Raw genomic sequence first — 16,698 nt, forward strand, 5'->3', positions numbered from 1 at the left:
GGAAGTAAAGCGAGCCTTTCGGCTTGTTTTATTAATTCTTGCGCTTTACCCATAGTAATTACACGCCATTAAGTTGTAAAAATTATATATTAACGATAATACCAAAATACCGCTTATTTTGCTTGGCTTATAGTCACAATGATTAGCTAAATTAATTAGCTTTAATAATCAACATGTTGATTTTATTATTATCAGTCATTTTAGTGCTTAAAAGCCATTCAGAAAAGTTATTGATTTTATTGAATTTTTTATTTTCACCCAGCTTATTCTATTGGCTTGATAAAAAAGTTAATAAATGATATTTTTACTCACATTTGTTATTTTCGCTCAGCTCATCCAATCCTAATTTTTTGGTTAAAAAGCATCAATATAAATGATTGCAGAGGTGTTTGTTTTACTATTTACTTCAACTAGTCAGTGACAAAAATTATCAAAAATTAAATCATCGTTTTTACTTTGTTGTAAAAATCCGCAACCCTATGTGTGTGAGCTAGATAGCTAGTTTAATGTGTTAAGAAATTCATCCTTATTTTTCATTATCCAGCTCATCGGTAATTTCATCATAATACTTATCAGTGTTAGCTCATCATCATATGCTAATAAAGAGGGTTTATTTTTTAAATAATTTGTAGAGTATATTTTCGTTCATATTTATTTTTGTTCGTTTAATCGCATTTAATTAATCAAAAAAATTAAATTTCTATCTGTAGCTATGTTATAGATTAATAATATTTGATTTCATACCTACCAATTACATCAAAAATATGATCATAAGTGCTAAGTATTATGCGTTGTTTACCTGCTTTATGAACTTCATCGACTAAATCAAAACTAGATTTTGAATATTTTTCGTAGGGATACTCATCTATTTTATAAATAGACAAACGGTCAATATCATTAAACATAAATGTCACTTTAACTTCAGGAACATTTAAAATCTCTGGTTTGCAACCTGCCAATGACAATGACGTATCAACAACCAAGGTGAATGGATAACATTCTAATTTAACCTCAGATAAAATTAATGCATTTCGTGTGTAAATAATACCGTATTTTGTTTGTATTTCTTTTGTATTCATATCCCCTCTATTTTTAATTAAAAGGCAACAGTCGAATATTTAAAGACCGCTATTAACCATTGCCATACAGATAACATATTAAATATTTTAGCGTTTATAGTAACATTGTCGTTTATAATAATATTGTCGTTTATTGTTTAAAAGTTGAATAAGTTAAAGCACTTCAGCTTTGCCAACTAGCTTAGAACCTTCATAAATATTCATTGTAAATCCTTTTTCGAGTAAAAAACTTGGCGCATCCTCTACTAAAAAATAGGCTTTTCCAAAGCCAACTCTTTGGTCGGGTTCTAATAGTTCGCAACGTTGCACATTTAACACTAATGACCAAGATGATATATCACCACTTTTACCTTTCATTGGCTGAGTAATTACATAATATTTTATATTTATTGGAATTGTCTTCTTTCCACCTTGTTGTATAGGCGTCCAGTCAATTTTAACATCAATACTTAAGCTGTCCATATTGTTACCCCTATTTAACATATGGATTAATATCTAATTAATTTTTATGAATTTTATTTTTATCTTATCATAAATGATAATATTATTAATACACTTAAATCTTGTTTTAGCGCAGTAATTCTCCTATCAATCACTTGCTTAGTCTAGCATCTGAGCGCGGTTCAATTTTTCTTATACCAAGCTTATTTATTTTTTCTAAAATTAAATCATAACAATATTGAATATCGCCGTCTTTTTCTAAATGCACTCCTTCTAAGTTGACTTTATAGGTACCTTTGGGAATATTAGCCTTATTCCAACCAGTATATTCTTCCCATTCCCAAAAAGTTGCCATATCGGCAATATATAAATCGCCAGTGATATTAAGATAAAAATATTTATCACTGAATATTACACGCCTATTATCATTACTGGGCATTTCATTTAAAAACAATCGAACGATATAGCCACCATCATCAATCCCCATGATAGGTAAGGCAATACCTTCATCAAGCACAACATCACCTTTATCTGTGGTTGTAAATTCTTGAAGAATGTTTTTTCCATTCTCTATTTTCCCGCCAAAAAGAGTCAGTATTCCTGGATAATCAAAAATAATTATCCCATTAAAATCAACGTCAATATGTATTGTTTTAACCATATCTGGCTCCCAAATTTTTATTCAATTATTTATTGTGTTATCGATTCAATTTTTGTATTTAAACTTTTTATAGAAAAGAAAAGACGTTTATATTTATTCATGTTCAAAAAGGGATAGCTATTTTCTTTTGAAGTTTTTCTTCAAAAACGATTATTAACGCCTGAAAAATGTTTTCCCAATTTCTAATATATGCTAATGAATCAACTTCTATAGAAAAATCAGGTAGTAATTTATTCGGCATTCCAGTAGATTTACCTTGTTTATATGATAAAAGGATCGTTTCATCTTTCACTTCATAGTATAAATAAAAATCAGATCCTTGTTCACAAAACCATATTGTTTCTTTTTTAGTGTGTGATAATTTGGCCGCATTTATTGAGTTAATAATGTCATCTAAACAGATCAAAAAATCAGAAAACAGATCTAAAGTAACGTTTAACCCATTTTTAAATGTGATATGTATCAATCCATTAATATATTGAGATAACTCAACAAGAGCAAATTCAAAAGAGGATAGCTCCATTTCATCCTGATCTAAAAATTCATCCAATTCAGGGGGTTTATCGTTAATAACTAAACTAATATTCATATCTTAATTTTCCTATAAATAAATTGGCTACAGCAACAGCTTTATTTTTTGTGATAACATGCTTAATGTTATGTGTTTAATTTAACTATGTGCTTAATAAAAATGCGCACATAAAAATATACGCAATGTTATTCAATGAATTCTAATCAAAAAGGTGCTGATGCTATATTTGAAAATATCAATATCTGAGCAATTTATTTTACCAAATTGAAAATCAAAATAGTTCTAAAGATTTGTGCCATAATAAATAATATCAATGTTCTACACTGATAAAACTGGGGCTAATTGTTGTGTCGCTCTTGTTAATTTATCTTCTCGTTTTTCTGTCTCGGTTCCCCAATAATTGGTAACCATAAATGATTATATTAAATATCAAATAAAAGCGCATGGATAGGAGCATGTAAGGCTTGTCGAATGTAGTTTTGATTTTCAAGCGTATAATCATTCCAATAATAAAAACCGGGCGAAGTGGGCAATATTTCCATTAAAAATGATTTTAATTCAGATGGAAAAGTAATTTGATAATATTCTTCTGCATGTTTAATTTCCGTGGCAGTCATGCCTTTATCAAATGATATATTTTGATTGATACGTATTATCTAATTGATACCACGCCTACTTTACCTTCTTGAGATAAACCGATAACGATGCCATTTCCCTCAAGCTGTATCACATTATATATGTTATTAACATGCCAGCCTTTTTGTTTAGATAATGCCAGCCAATCATTAAGTTTCCAGTTAGCTACTTCGCCAAAATCAACCACTTTTTTTCTAACACCATGCAAATCAATATCTATCGCTATCACAATGTTATTTTCTGAATAAATAGTAACATTACCATATATATGACAATATATTTTTGTTTTTTTATTTAGTTTTGTGGTAGGCAACTCTGGCTCTCCCATTATTTCATAAATAACTGAATCAGGCGCACCAATATGAAGCCCATGAATTCGTAATTTATTAATGACATGAATCAATTGTATTTGAAATAATGGTTTCCACTCTTTATTCATCATCAGCAGCCTAAATTAATATTATATTTTTCCTATTACAAGCAATATCACTAGACAAATACTTTATCATGACCTAAAAAATTCATAAAAAAATTACACTGTATGTTTTAAGATTTAATGGGTGTTATGTTGATTTATAAAATCAATGACAGGTTGCCAAATTTCTTGTTCTGGCGCTTGATAATCCCATAAAGGTGTGACTAAATCATCTAATATTTTCAGTTTAGTATTAAAATTTTGTGAATAAATTTGACGTTGTTCTTGTGAAATAGCTAATAGTCTTTCAGAGTATATATATTTGCGCTTTCGTCGAGGGTTTTCAATAAAATTAGCTAACCCCAATAATTCTGCTTGGTCTTTACATTCTGTATAGGAAATAGGATAGGTCTGTTCGACCTGTTCAATAGCTTCCGCAATTGCTGATAAATTGACAGCTTGCATTGCTGGCACAATATATTTTGCTATAGAAAAATTCCATAAAAGATTACACCAACCATCACTTTGCCAGTGGCAAATAGTATTAATGACAACAAAGCTTTCGCTCCAGTTTTATGTGTAGTTCTGATTCACAAGGTATGCATTCACAAATCTTATCAAAAAATTCTATTATATCTTCAGGATCGGATAGTTTTTTATTTTGCGTTAATGTATTAATCGTTATCATTTTGACTCTTCATTCTATTTTGCTTCAAATTTTATTTGAAAGGCAGTATTAAAATCATACTATTTTAAGCAATTGAAAGGTTCACTCCTACACAAAATAGGTAGAGGCTACAAGCCCCTTGGTCTATTGAGAATATTTTAAAATATCTTTTATAAAAAGAGTTAGTTAATATTGCTTATTATATTGATTTTTTAAGCAATTCCATAATTAAATAGCGTCATAAATATTGGCATAATCAATGTTAATAAAAAGCCTTGAACAATTGCTGGAGGCACTATGGTTACCCCTGCTCCTTTTTGCAACATGGGTAATGTGAAATCCATTGAGGTGGCGCCACATAAACCAAGTGCGGTAAATTTATAGCGTTTTATTAAAGTTGGAATTAATATGATAGCAGATAGTTCACGCAAAATGTCGTTTAGAAAAGTAGTACTACCAATAATTGGTCCATGAGCTTCAGTCATTAAGATGCCTGATAACGAATACCAACCAAATCCTGATGACATTGCTAACCCAACATGTATTGGTTGGCCTAATATTAATGCAGCAATAATACCACCTAAAAATGCACTAATGACAACTATAATCGTTGTCACGATCCCCACTTTATTGAGCAAAATTTGTTTTAGTGAAATATTATTGCTACGTAGTTGAATTCCAATTAATAGCAATAAAAAAACGAGTACAACCTTGGTAATATCTTCGCTATATTGCCAAATAAAAAGTGGCAATAACCCCACAACAAAACCAAGAGCTAGCGCAATGCAAACTCGTAATGACTCTAAGATCATTTTAAAGCGAGATTCATAAGTTTGAACTGTACTTGAAGCTTGCGAAGGAAAACACCGCTCAATCAATATCAAAAAGATAAAATTGCCACCAAATGTGCATAGAAAAATAATACCAGTATAAAATAGAATAATTTGTAAGTTAGCAGTAAGATTATCTAAGCAGGCAAGCTCGCTACCCATAATAAACAGAATAAAATAAACCATCCAGCTTAAGGTTTGGTTAATTTTGGTAATCCAATTCGGTTCATTTAATTTAATCAAATAGCCTATACATAAAGGCACTAGCGCAATAAGAATACCAAAATACATTTTATATTCCTTAACAGTTTATTTTTGTATTTATACTATAAAAAATGGGTTTATTGGATTTTAACATCGCTTGTGTGAATTTAATACAAGCGATTTATTTGTATTCGTTTTAGAAGTACTTAAGTGCATTAAAATAACAAATTTATTTTAATGATGTTAATTGTTCTTCTATTTTGGCTTGAAGTTGATCTAACAGTATATAACGGTTACGGTATTCTGAACGTTTTTTGCTAGCGATTTCTTCAATTGATTTTCGATGAATTTGGCTGGGTAGTAAAAATAAACCTTGAGCATCTTGTTTGCCATCAATAGTTAACCAAAATTCATCATAATCAGACAAAATACGTTCCTGACGACTATTATAGCGCCAATTGTTGTATATGTGAGTTTTGTTCCCTACAGCAATAATTTGTGTTAAGTGATAATAACGTGCAATGATTAATGCTGCTTCAACAGCAATGCGCTTAGGAAATAGCCCATAACATGCTTTAGTTGCTTTTTGTACACGCGTGCGTGCATCAGAGTAGCCAGTACCTTGTAATCCTGCAATGAAAAGAGTGGGCTTGCCTTGATATTCAATAATGGAAAATGTTAATGTTGCTAAATCAATTCCATCACTATCATAAAAATAAAGACTAATTTCACCTTCCCTCGCAAATTTGTTACGAGCTTGAACCGCAATTTGGATATTGGTTTCATTTTTAACCGACATATCTGCCAGTATAAAAGGTGATTGCGGGTTGTAAAATGCTTTAGTCAAGCTATCAGGCTGTTTTGCTAAAAAATCATAATGATAGACTAAGGCATCATATCGCGCTTTTTGACTTAGACAAGATGCCAAATAAGGTCGTTGCAATTTACACGGTAAATTTGTTTGACACGAAAAGTAATAGCCAAGTAACGGGTACTGTCTTAATTTATCAAGCCATTTTAAAGTTATTGGGCTTAAAAACAAGGTTCTTAAAAAAAACTTATAACGATAGGTCGAGTTAAGCCATAATTCATTTAGCGGTAGTTTACCAGTATAAAGCCAGTTAAAGAGTTGCCATTTACTTTTTGGCTGAGACATATTCGTAATATTATTCATAAGTAGAGCTTTAAATCGAGTTAGTTATTTTATCAATTATAAGGAGGCTTATTAATCAATACATATTGATTTTTCAAAAGCCATAAACAATCAAACGGTAAGAGTACAACACAACCTTAGTTGGTGCAACTATTCCTACATTAAGCAGGATTAAATTATATGAAAATAAAAAACGGTGAACTAGTCACCGTTTTTATAAGTGATAATTTAGTTTATCAAAAACTAATTATTGACCCTTAACTTCTTTTAAACCGTTAAATGGTGCTTTTGAACCTAAAGCTTCTTCAATACGGATTAATTGGTTGTATTTAGCAACACGATCAGAACGGCTCATTGAACCCGTTTTGATTTGGCCAGCAGCTAAACCAACAGCTAAATCAGCAATTGTTGAATCTTCAGTTTCACCACTACGGTGAGAAATAACCGCAGTATAACCAGCATCTTTAGCCATCTTAACTGCAGCAATAGATTCAGTTAATGTACCGATTTGGTTAACTTTAACTAAGATTGAGTTAGCGATACCTTTTTCAATGCCTTGTTTGAAGATTTTAGTGTTAGTAACAAATAGATCGTCACCAACTAATTGGATTTTGTGACCTAATGCTTTAGTTTGGTATGCCCAACCATCCCAATCGCTTTCGTCTAAACCATCTTCAATTGATACGATTGGATATTGCTCAGTTAAGCTTTCTAAATAGTGAGTGAATTCTTGAGAGGTGAACTCTTTATTTCCTTCACCTTTTAATACGTATTTACCAGTTTCTTTGTTGTAGAATTCAGAAGCTGCACAGTCCATCGCTAAAGTAATATCTTTACCTAATACGTAACCAGCTTTTTCTACTGCTTCTTTAATGCAAGCTAAAGCTTCAGCATTTGAGCCTAAGTTAGGCGCAAAACCACCTTCGTCACCAACAGCAGTATTCATGCCTTTAGCGTGAAGCACTTTAGCTAAGTTGTGGAATACTTCAGAACCCATACGGATTGCTTCACGTACTGATTTAGCACCAACTGGTTGAATCATGAATTCTTGAAGGTCGATATTGTTATCTGCGTGCTCACCGCCATTGATGATGTTCATCATAGGTAATGGCATTGAGTATTGACCTGGAGTGCCATTAAGATCCGCAATGTGTTGATAAAGCGGAACACCTTTAGCGGCTGCTGCTGCTTTAGCTGTTGCTAAAGATACAGCAAGAATTGAGTTAGCACCTAAGTTAGATTTAAAATCGGTGCCATCTAAATCAAGCATGATTTGGTCGATTACTGCTTGATCTAACGCATCTTTACCAACAACTGCTTTAGCAATTGGACCATTTACGTTTTCAACTGCTTTTAATACGCCTTTTCCTAAGAAACGAGATTTGTCACCATCACGAAGTTCTAGCGCTTCACGAGAACCTGTTGATGCACCTGATGGAACGATTGCCAGACCAACAAAACCGCCCTCTAAATGAACTTCAGCTTCAACAGTTGGGTTACCACGAGAGTCGATGACTTCACGACCATGTACTTTAACGATTTTTGCCATGTTATTTTCCTCTATATGACAGATATTGATATATATTAATTCAAAACTATTTTTGTTGCTGCTCTTGGTATGCTTTGGCAGCTTTTATAAAACTACTAAACAGTGGGTGCCCATCTCGTGGTGTTGAAGTAAATTCAGGGTGGAACTGACAAGCAACAAACCATGGATGGTCTGGAATTTCAATGATCTCAACCAACTTTCTATCTGTTGAAAGACCAGTGACTTTTAACCCTGCCTTAACCACTTCTGGTAATAAATTGTTGTTTACCTCGTAACGATGGCGGTGGCGCTCAGTAATTGACTCTTTCTTATACATATCAAATACTAATGAATCTGGCTCTAAATGACAAATTTGTGAGCCTAATCGCATCGTACCACCTAAATCACTATCTTCACTGCGTTGAACAACGTTACCTGATTTATCGCTCCATTCCGTGATTAAAGCAATGATTGGATTTGAGCAATCTTTAACAAACTCAGTTGAGTTAGCATCTTTAATACCAGCAATATTACGTGCATACTCAATAATAGCCACTTGTAAGCCAAGGCAAATACCTAAATATGGGATTTTGTTTTCACGCGCATAGCGAGCAGCCATAATTTTACCTTCGACACCACGATAACCAAATCCGCCAGGGATTAAAATCGCATCTAAACCTTGAAGTAATTCTGCACCTCGAGATTCAAGATCTTCCGAGTCAATATAACGGATATGAACGGTTAAACGGTTTTTTAACCCCCCATGTTTTAAAGCTTCATTGACAGATTTATAGGCATCTGGCAAAGCAATATATTTACCCACCATACCAATAGTGACTTCACCAACAGGGTTGGCTTCTTCATAAATGACTTGCTCCCACTCAGAAAGATCGGCTTCTTTACATTCAAGATTAAATCGTTTGCAAACAAAAGTATCCAAGTTTTGCGATTTTAATAATGCCGGAATTTTATAGATAGAATCGACATCTTTAAGCGAAATAACAGCGCGCTCAGGCACATTACAAAATAACGCGATTTTAGCGCGTTCATGAGCAGGGATAATACGATCGGAGCGACAAATTAATACATCAGGTTGAATACCAATTGACAATAATTCTTTTACTGAATGCTGTGTTGGTTTAGTTTTCACTTCACCTGCTGAAGCTAAATATGGCACTAATGTTAGGTGCATAAATAGGGTATGCTCACGACCAACATCAACCGCTAATTGACGGATCGCCTCTAAAAATGGCAGTGATTCAATGTCACCTACCGTACCACCAATTTCGACAATCGCAACGTCAAATCCTTTTGCTCCATCAATCACTCGTGACTTAATTGCATTAGTGATATGTGGAATGACTTGCACCGTCGCACCTAAATAATCACCGCGACGCTCTTTACGTAACACATCAGAATAAATGCGTCCAGTCGTGAAGTTATTTTTTCGCGTCATTTTAGTGCGAATAAAGCGCTCATAATGCCCTAAATCAAGATCAGTTTCGGCACCATCTTCAGTCACAAATACTTCACCATGCTGAATAGGACTCATTGTGCCTGGATCGACATTAATATAGGGATCAAGTTTGAGCATGGTGACTTTTAAATTGCGGGCTTCTAAAATTGCAGCTAATGATGCTGCGGCAATGCCTTTACCAAGTGAAGAAACGACACCGCCTGTAACAAAAATATAATTCGTGACCATTAATACCAGACCATTATTAATTTAATAGAATAATATCGCACTGATTTTAAACCTTAAAAACCAAAGCAATATACGATGAATCAGACGGGAAATTAGTATAACAGAATCTACTTTGTCTCACAATTGAATAATTAATTTTAACTGTTTCTTTAAGCGCGTTAGCAAAATTTATTTTTTAAAGGAACAACTTTTTATTAATACATTGAGAATTTATTATACCTATATTAATCGAGTTATTCTTTTTAGTGGCATTTTATACATTCATCAGCAATTTTTAACCATTTTAATGTTCGTAAAAACCCTTTGTTTGAATAACACAGTCTATTAAGGAATTTATCTTATTGAAAAAATAAAATTTTTAACCATTTTTATTCAATTCATGTTTTATTCACTTGAAATTTTTAGACAATAATTCAATTGCTAAATTATTAGCATCTACATTCGACATTAAACTACTTGCTTTTGTGCTGTATAGAAAAATGCCAATTAACTTATTTTTTGCCTAAATGCCCTAAATTTATTAACAACATACTGAATTATATTACTTATAATTATTTACCAATTTTAATCCTCAAATAATTCAGTATTTGTTTTTTTATATCACTTTATAGTTTATAACTTGCAGTCAGCAAGAAAGCTCTCGGAGTGCCTGGCATACTACTTGAGCGCCAATATGCTTTACCTAACAAATTAGTGAATGCCAACGTTACCTCAAAGGATGGCAATTGATAACCAACCGCAGCATTCCATACACTATAACCAGCACGTTTAAATTGATTTTTATCATCGTTATACATAGCTCCTTTATAATTGACTTCCAATTCTGTAAACCAATTATCGTAAGGTAAATAACGAATGCTTAAATAACCACTATTTTTAGCAGTATTAGGCAAATATTTTCCTTGGTTGGCCGGTGTTTTTTTATCTTTGTGAACTTTGGCTTGTTGATAACCAATACCACTATTTATATACCATTTTGATGCCAACTGACCAATAAGGCTTAACTCTATGCCTCGGCTACGATCACTACCTTTAACCGCCCAATTATAAGGATCGTTAATAGCATCAGGTTGATAACGGACATTGTATAATTCAAGATCATAAAGGGCTATTTGAGAAGAAAGCTTATCATCTAACCAATCACTTTTGACACCAACTTCATACTGGCGTGAATATTGAGGTTTATCATCATAAACTGTTTTTGAGTCAGTAGATATAGTAATAAGCCCACGCCCGCCATAAGGTGCAAAATTTTTACTATAAGAAACATAAAAACTCTGTGATTCTATAGGTTGCCAAATTAAACCAACTCGAGGACTTAACGTGTGTCCATCATCTGAACGATTTTGGTGTTTTAATTTATCGTCTGATGCAAATTTATAATCGTCATAACGTAATCCTGCCAGTAACTTCCACTGCGTTGTAAAACTGATTAAATCTTGCCAATAAAAGCCTGTCGATGTTGCTTTATGGTTAGTTTTGGTATTTAATTTATTGTAATGAGGCTTTTGGGAATGCCAATGAGGATGAAAAGGATCAACGGCCTCAGGATAAGCGCTTGTTAAGGCTAATCTTGGCTGACGTTTTTCAATGTTATATTCCACACCAATAAGCATATCATGAACAATACTGGCCGTATTAAATTTTCCCATTAAATCAACAGTATTGCTATAGGTTTTATTGGCTGTCTCTTGCCAAGCGTGGCGAAATTGCAACTTCCCCGGATGGACACAAGCTTTGCCGTTGTTCAATTTTCCATTTAAATGGCAATAACTACCCGCATAAATGTGATCGAAGTTTTGAGCTGCTTGGCGGTATAAATTCGTTAATTTAATTGACCAATCATGATTAAATGCAAATCCCATAACAGAGCGTAATGAACTAAAATTATCTTTCACATAATCATCTGGATGAGCATAAGACGTTTTAGTTGACACGCCTTTGGGTAAATCATAATAAGCTGGCGGCCGATCAGGTTTACGCCACAAATGATCATGCGTGTATTGAACTAACCAATTAAATCCCTCTAAATTATCATAAAGTAGGCTTGGCGACACCATTGTATCTCTTTGCTTAATCCCTTTACGAAAACTTTTATCTGATTGATGATCAATAGTCATTCGCATCGCCAGTTTATCATGTAAAATATGATTAATATCAATCATACCACCATATTTATCCCATGAACCTCCACGTAAGCTTAAGGTTGTTGGTGAATCAAAATTAGCTTGTTTACTAATCATATTAATTATTCCACCACCCGAACCCCGTCCATAAAGCACAGATGCAGGACCTTTCAATACTTCTATTCGTTCTATATTTGCAGTACTTTGCCTAACCTGCCCACTAGCACGAACGCCATCACGATAAATATCACCAGAGCTTGCCGAAAAACCGCGAATTTTTACCCCCTCATCACGCATATCATATGTTGTATCAACTCCAGGCAATTTATTTACTATTACATCTAAATCACTTTGCCCATAAATTTTCTGTTGCTCAAGATTCACTGAATTGATCGTTTGCGGAACATCTTTGATATCAAAAGGCATTTTTGTCGCTGTTGATGATTTTTTTATCCGCTGATCATTATTATCTTTAACATTAGCGATAACTTTCATGGTCTCGATATTAGTATCATCTTTAATATTTTCCTGAGCACAAACAATAACCGATGCTGTACTCAATAAGCCGAATATGGTTAATTGATTAACGAATTTCATTGTTTTTCCTATCTTTTATTGTTTTATCAAACCTAAAAATTAATCGTAATGATAACTATTATCATTTGCATTATCAACTTATTTTATGAATTTTGAGCAATTTGCAGGAAAACGCTTACATTGTTTATAGTGATTGGAAAAATTATGGCGAAGAATAGACATAAATTATTATCGAAAAAATAAGTAAAAGTCATCTCAATAATATAAATAAAAATCAGAGGAAAACATTATGCCCAAAAAAGTCAGTACAGTGTTCAGATAACAGACGGTTGACAATGCTTTATCAATACCTGTCTTTGGTTAGCCGAAATCCTTAACCATTTAACTATTGCTAAATTATGCTTGATAAAGGGATGAGGAAAATCAGGTGCAGGTAAACCGATAACAGTAAAAATTATCGCCTTGAATATATTTAAATCTATTATAATCAAGTTTATCGACACTCAGCTGATGGCTCAATATCGCCAAAATAAAATGAAAAGCAGCATTACCTAAATAATATATTTATAACGTCGAGTATTATCTAATATTTTGCCGAGAAGGAAAATTACGAATATTATTTAATATATCAATGAAATAAGCCTTTTCTGGCTTATCGATTCTAGATGAATAGCACCTATTCTTTTTATATGAATGATTTCAAATTTTCTTGTGCTTAAATTAAGGCACACAACGCGCCTTAATTAAATATATTAACTAAAAATACAGTTATTTGACTGTTCTTTCACTACGCGATAAACCAATGATCCCTGATCGAACCATTTCAACAATATTACATGTTTCGCGAATTGAAGCTAAAAATGAGTCTAGCTTTTCACTGGTGCCCGATAATTGCACAATATAATGCGTTGCGGTGACATCCACGATCGATCCCCTAAAAATATCGGCACAACGTTTTACTTCGTCACGCGCATCAGCACCTTTTGCGGCAACTTTGACTAGCATGATTTCTCGCTCGACATGTGGTCCTTCGGTTAAATCATGCACGCGATAAACATTAACCAATTTATGCAACTGTTTTTGGATCTGTTCAAGCACATGCTCATCGCCTGTGGTTTGGATTGTCATACGATGCATAGTTGGGTCTTCAGTTTGTGCGGTGGTTATTGTTTCAATATTAAAACCCCGCTGTGAAAACAAGCCAATAATTCGTGACAATGCGCCTGGTTCGTTTTCAGTTAAAATTGATAATATATAACGCATTAGGTTCTCTCCGTTTTACTAAGCCACATTTCGTTCATTGCGCCACCTCGCACTTGCATTGGGTAAACATGTTCAGTAGCATCAGTCATGACATCAACAAAAACCAAACGGTTTTTAATTTCCAGTGCTTGTTTAAGTTTAGGCTCAAGCTCTTCACGCTTAGTTATTACTATACCTACATGGCCATAAGCTTCTGCAATTTTAGCAAAATCAGGAAGGGACTCCATATAAGAACTCGAATGTCGGCCAGCATAAATCATATCTTGCCACTGCTTAACCATTCCTAAAAAACGGTTATTTAAATTTAAAACTAGTACAGGCAAACCATATTGCAAAGCTGTTGAAAGCTCCTGTATATTCATTTGAATACTACCGTCACCTGTCACACAAACAACGGTTTTTTTAGGAAATGCTAATTTAACACCAAGCGCTGCTGGCAAACCAAATCCCATCGTGCCAAGTCCACCTGAGGTAATAAAATGGCGTGGTTTATCAAACGGGTAATAAAGTGCCGTGAACATTTGATGTTGCCCTACATCGGTTGCCACAAAGGCATCCCCTTTGGTCAATTTATATAATACTTCAATTGCTTCTTGTGGTTTGATGCTTTGCCCTTCATGACTATAAGCTAAACAGTGACGAGCGCGCCAGTGTTCGATCTGCTTCCACCAATCAATCAAAGCATCAAGATCACGTTCAGTATTTAATTCATCTAACATTGACAACATCGTTTCAAGAACAACTTTTGCATCACCCACCACAGGGATCGAAGCCAAAATAGTTTTAGAAATAGAAGTAGGATCAATATCAATATGAATAATCTTGGCTTTTGGGCAATATTTTTCAACATTGTTGGTAGTTCGATCATCAAAACGAGCACCAATTGCAAAAATCACATCAGCGTTATGCATAGCCATATTGGCTTCATAGACGCCATGCATACCAATCATGCCAAGATAATGTTTATCGGTACAAGGAAAAGCGCTAATCCCCATTAATGTTGAAGTAACAGGTAAATTGAGTTTTTCAGCCAGCGTTTTAATTTCCTGACTTGCATCAGATGCAATTGCCCCCCCGCCGATAAACAACACTGGTTTTTTTGCAGTTAATAGCGTCGTTAATGCTTTTTTGATCTGCTTTTTATGTCCTTGAATAGTTGGATTATAAGATCGCATTAAGACAGATTTTGGGTAGTGATAATGATATTTATTAGCTGGATTAACAATATCTTTTGGCAAATCAATCACCACTGGGCCTGGTCGTCCAGTCGAAGCGATATAAAACGCCTTTTTGATAGTTTCTGGAATATCTTTACTGTCTTGAATCAAAAAACTATGTTTAACAATGGGGCGTGAAATGCCGATCATATCGCATTCTTGGAATGCATCATTACCAATTAGGTTACTGGCGACTTGACCAGACAAAATAACTAATGGCACAGAGTCCATATAAGCGGTTGCAATACCAGTAATTGTATTGGTTGCCCCAGGGCCTGAGGTAACTAATACAACGCCGACATCACCTGTTGCTCTAGCATAACCGTCTGCCATATGTACCGCTGCTTGTTCATGACGAACTAAAATATGTTCAATGCCGCCTAACGTGTGAATTGCATCATAAATATCAAGAACACTACCACCCGGATAACCAAAAATCTGCTTTACGCCTTGGTCAATCAAAGATTGAATAACCATTTCTGCACCTGACAGTTTTGCCATGGTTGTTGCCTCCAATGTAACTGATTTGTCATTTTCTGAATCATTTTGCATCAACTTGTAAACAAAATCAATAAAGTCAATTAACTAAGTACATTACAGGCAAAATTAGGTGCTAACAAAATTAATTTTTGCAATATCATGAATAATATTCATAAGCTATCCCTATTTATTTAAATATTGCTAGTTGATTTGATTGTTAATTTTTTATTTTTTATATACACTCAAAGCCTAAGTTTTTCTAGTCATCATGTTACTAGGATTCTTCATTACCTAAAGGTACTAATATGAGCAATATTTTTTCTAAACCAACTTCCCTTGCTGATTGGCAATTAGTTAAAGTTTCAGGCCAAGATAACCGAGTTTTTCTGCAAGGGCAAATAACTAACGACATTAATCGGCTTTCTGAACAGGCAACACTCTATGCTGCTCATTGTGATAATAAAGGCAGAATGTGGAGTACTTTACTGTTATTTCAGCGAGGCGATGATATCTACTATATCGTGCGTAAAAGCGTTGTAAAAAAACAAATTGCTGAGCTAGCAAAATATGCTGTTTTTTCTAAGGTAACTATTGAGCCAGTCCAAGATTTGAATATAATTGGGTTGGTCGGTAATGCGATTCCGTCAACAATTGCAAGCAAATTAAGTAATATCAGCTGTTTTACTGAAAATAACATTACCTATATCAAACTTCCTTTACCACAAATGCGCGTTATAATGGTAACGCCAGAGCCTATTCAAGATGATTTACTACCATGCGATGAGTGGTTAAAACTTGATTTACAAGCAGGCTATCCTATTATTGATGATAACAATATGGCAACGTTATTACCGCAAGCCTGTAATTTACAATCTTATGATGCAATCAGTTTTGAAAAAGGCTGTTATTGTGGTCAAGAAATGGTAGCAAGAGCACAATTTCGCGGCGCTAATACTCGTGGTATGTATGTAATAAAAGGTACCAGTGATGTTCTTCCTGAAATTGGTAGCACGCTTGAATACAAGCTTGCTGGTGGCTGGCGAGAAGGAGGAATTGTATTAGCCGCTGCAAAATTAGACGAAAAAGACGGCGTTTGTGTCCAAGTTGTACTTAATAATGGGATTGATTTAAATACCCCATTTAGAGTTTATGGAAATGATAACAGCCGAATGACATTTTAGTTATTTTTAGCGATAAACTGGAATAATATAATGCTTATTCCAG

General features: G+C 33.9%; 16 protein-coding genes. 1 reads left to right on the forward strand and 15 read right to left on the reverse strand.

The window, feature by feature from the left end:
* Positions 1-722: 722 nt before the first annotated feature.
* The 15 genes from A9G45_RS01960 to ilvI all read right to left on the reverse strand — a co-directional run bounded on the left by A9G45_RS01960 (position 723) and on the right by ilvI (position 15,495).
* Complete coding sequence (locus A9G45_RS01960; protein ID WP_065572352.1) at positions 723-1,079, reverse strand: hypothetical protein; 357 nt, start codon at positions 1,077-1,079, stop codon at positions 723-725.
* A 153-nt stretch (positions 1,080-1,232) separates the two neighbouring features.
* Positions 1,233-1,541 (reverse strand): hypothetical protein, encoded by a 309-nt coding sequence (locus A9G45_RS01965; RefSeq protein WP_218056998.1) that lies wholly within the window; start codon positions 1,539-1,541, stop codon positions 1,233-1,235.
* Between the two features lie 130 nt (positions 1,542-1,671).
* A complete protein-coding gene (locus tag A9G45_RS01970) occupies positions 1,672-2,181 on the reverse strand; it encodes a hypothetical protein (protein WP_065572353.1) in 510 nt (169 codons plus the stop codon).
* Between the two features lie 103 nt (positions 2,182-2,284).
* Positions 2,285-2,770, reverse strand: coding sequence for a hypothetical protein (locus A9G45_RS01975; RefSeq protein ID WP_065567077.1), 486 nt, complete (start codon positions 2,768-2,770; stop codon positions 2,285-2,287).
* Between the two features lie 365 nt (positions 2,771-3,135).
* Positions 3,136-3,330 (reverse strand): SMI1/KNR4 family protein, encoded by a 195-nt coding sequence (locus tag A9G45_RS01980; protein WP_065567076.1) that lies wholly within the window; start codon positions 3,328-3,330, stop codon positions 3,136-3,138.
* Between the two features lie 35 nt (positions 3,331-3,365).
* Positions 3,366-3,791 (reverse strand): hypothetical protein, encoded by a 426-nt coding sequence (locus A9G45_RS01985; protein WP_065567075.1) that lies wholly within the window; start codon positions 3,789-3,791, stop codon positions 3,366-3,368.
* Between the two features lie 111 nt (positions 3,792-3,902).
* Positions 3,903-4,238, reverse strand: a complete 336-nt coding sequence (locus tag A9G45_RS01990; RefSeq protein ID WP_065567074.1) for a hypothetical protein — start codon at positions 4,236-4,238, stop codon at positions 3,903-3,905.
* A gap of 70 nt (positions 4,239-4,308) precedes the next feature.
* Positions 4,309-4,452, reverse strand: a complete 144-nt coding sequence (locus A9G45_RS14265) for a hypothetical protein (RefSeq protein ID WP_176701624.1) — start codon at positions 4,450-4,452, stop codon at positions 4,309-4,311.
* Between the two features lie 191 nt (positions 4,453-4,643).
* Entirely contained in the window at positions 4,644-5,552 is a 909-nt protein-coding gene (locus A9G45_RS01995) for a lysine exporter LysO family protein (protein ID WP_065566677.1), read from the reverse strand.
* Between the two features lie 142 nt (positions 5,553-5,694).
* Entirely contained in the window at positions 5,695-6,639 is a 945-nt protein-coding gene (locus A9G45_RS02000) for a VirK/YbjX family protein (RefSeq protein WP_065566678.1), read from the reverse strand.
* A 226-nt stretch (positions 6,640-6,865) separates the two neighbouring features.
* On the reverse strand, positions 6,866-8,167 hold the full coding sequence (gene eno / locus A9G45_RS02005) for a phosphopyruvate hydratase (RefSeq protein WP_065566679.1): 1,302 nt from the start codon (positions 8,165-8,167) through the stop codon (positions 6,866-6,868).
* Positions 8,168-8,213: 46 nt separating this feature from the next.
* Complete coding sequence (gene pyrG / locus A9G45_RS02010) at positions 8,214-9,851, reverse strand: glutamine hydrolyzing CTP synthase (RefSeq protein WP_065566680.1); 1,638 nt, start codon at positions 9,849-9,851, stop codon at positions 8,214-8,216.
* Positions 9,852-10,456: 605 nt separating this feature from the next.
* Complete coding sequence (locus A9G45_RS02015; protein ID WP_065566681.1) at positions 10,457-12,574, reverse strand: TonB-dependent receptor; 2,118 nt, start codon at positions 12,572-12,574, stop codon at positions 10,457-10,459.
* 708 nt (positions 12,575-13,282) lie between these two features.
* Positions 13,283-13,777 carry an acetolactate synthase small subunit gene (gene ilvN, locus A9G45_RS02020; protein ID WP_065566682.1) on the reverse strand — a complete coding sequence of 165 codons (495 nt, stop codon included), beginning with the start codon at positions 13,775-13,777 and terminating at the stop codon, positions 13,283-13,285.
* Positions 13,777-15,495 carry an acetolactate synthase 3 large subunit gene (gene ilvI / locus A9G45_RS02025; protein WP_065566683.1) on the reverse strand — a complete coding sequence of 573 codons (1,719 nt, stop codon included), beginning with the start codon at positions 15,493-15,495 and terminating at the stop codon, positions 13,777-13,779. The genes ilvN and ilvI overlap by 1 nt, the downstream gene beginning before the upstream one ends.
* 284 nt (positions 15,496-15,779) lie before the next feature.
* On the opposite strand from ilvI, the gene ygfZ reads away from it, so the two are divergent.
* Positions 15,780-16,655, forward strand: coding sequence for a tRNA-modifying protein YgfZ (gene ygfZ / locus A9G45_RS02030; protein WP_065566684.1), 876 nt, complete (start codon positions 15,780-15,782; stop codon positions 16,653-16,655).
* Positions 16,656-16,698: the final 43 nt, after the last annotated feature.

Source organism: Gilliamella sp. HK2, assembly GCF_001690265.1.
Lineage (GTDB): Bacteria > Pseudomonadota > Gammaproteobacteria > Enterobacterales > Orbaceae > Gilliamella > Gilliamella apicola_C.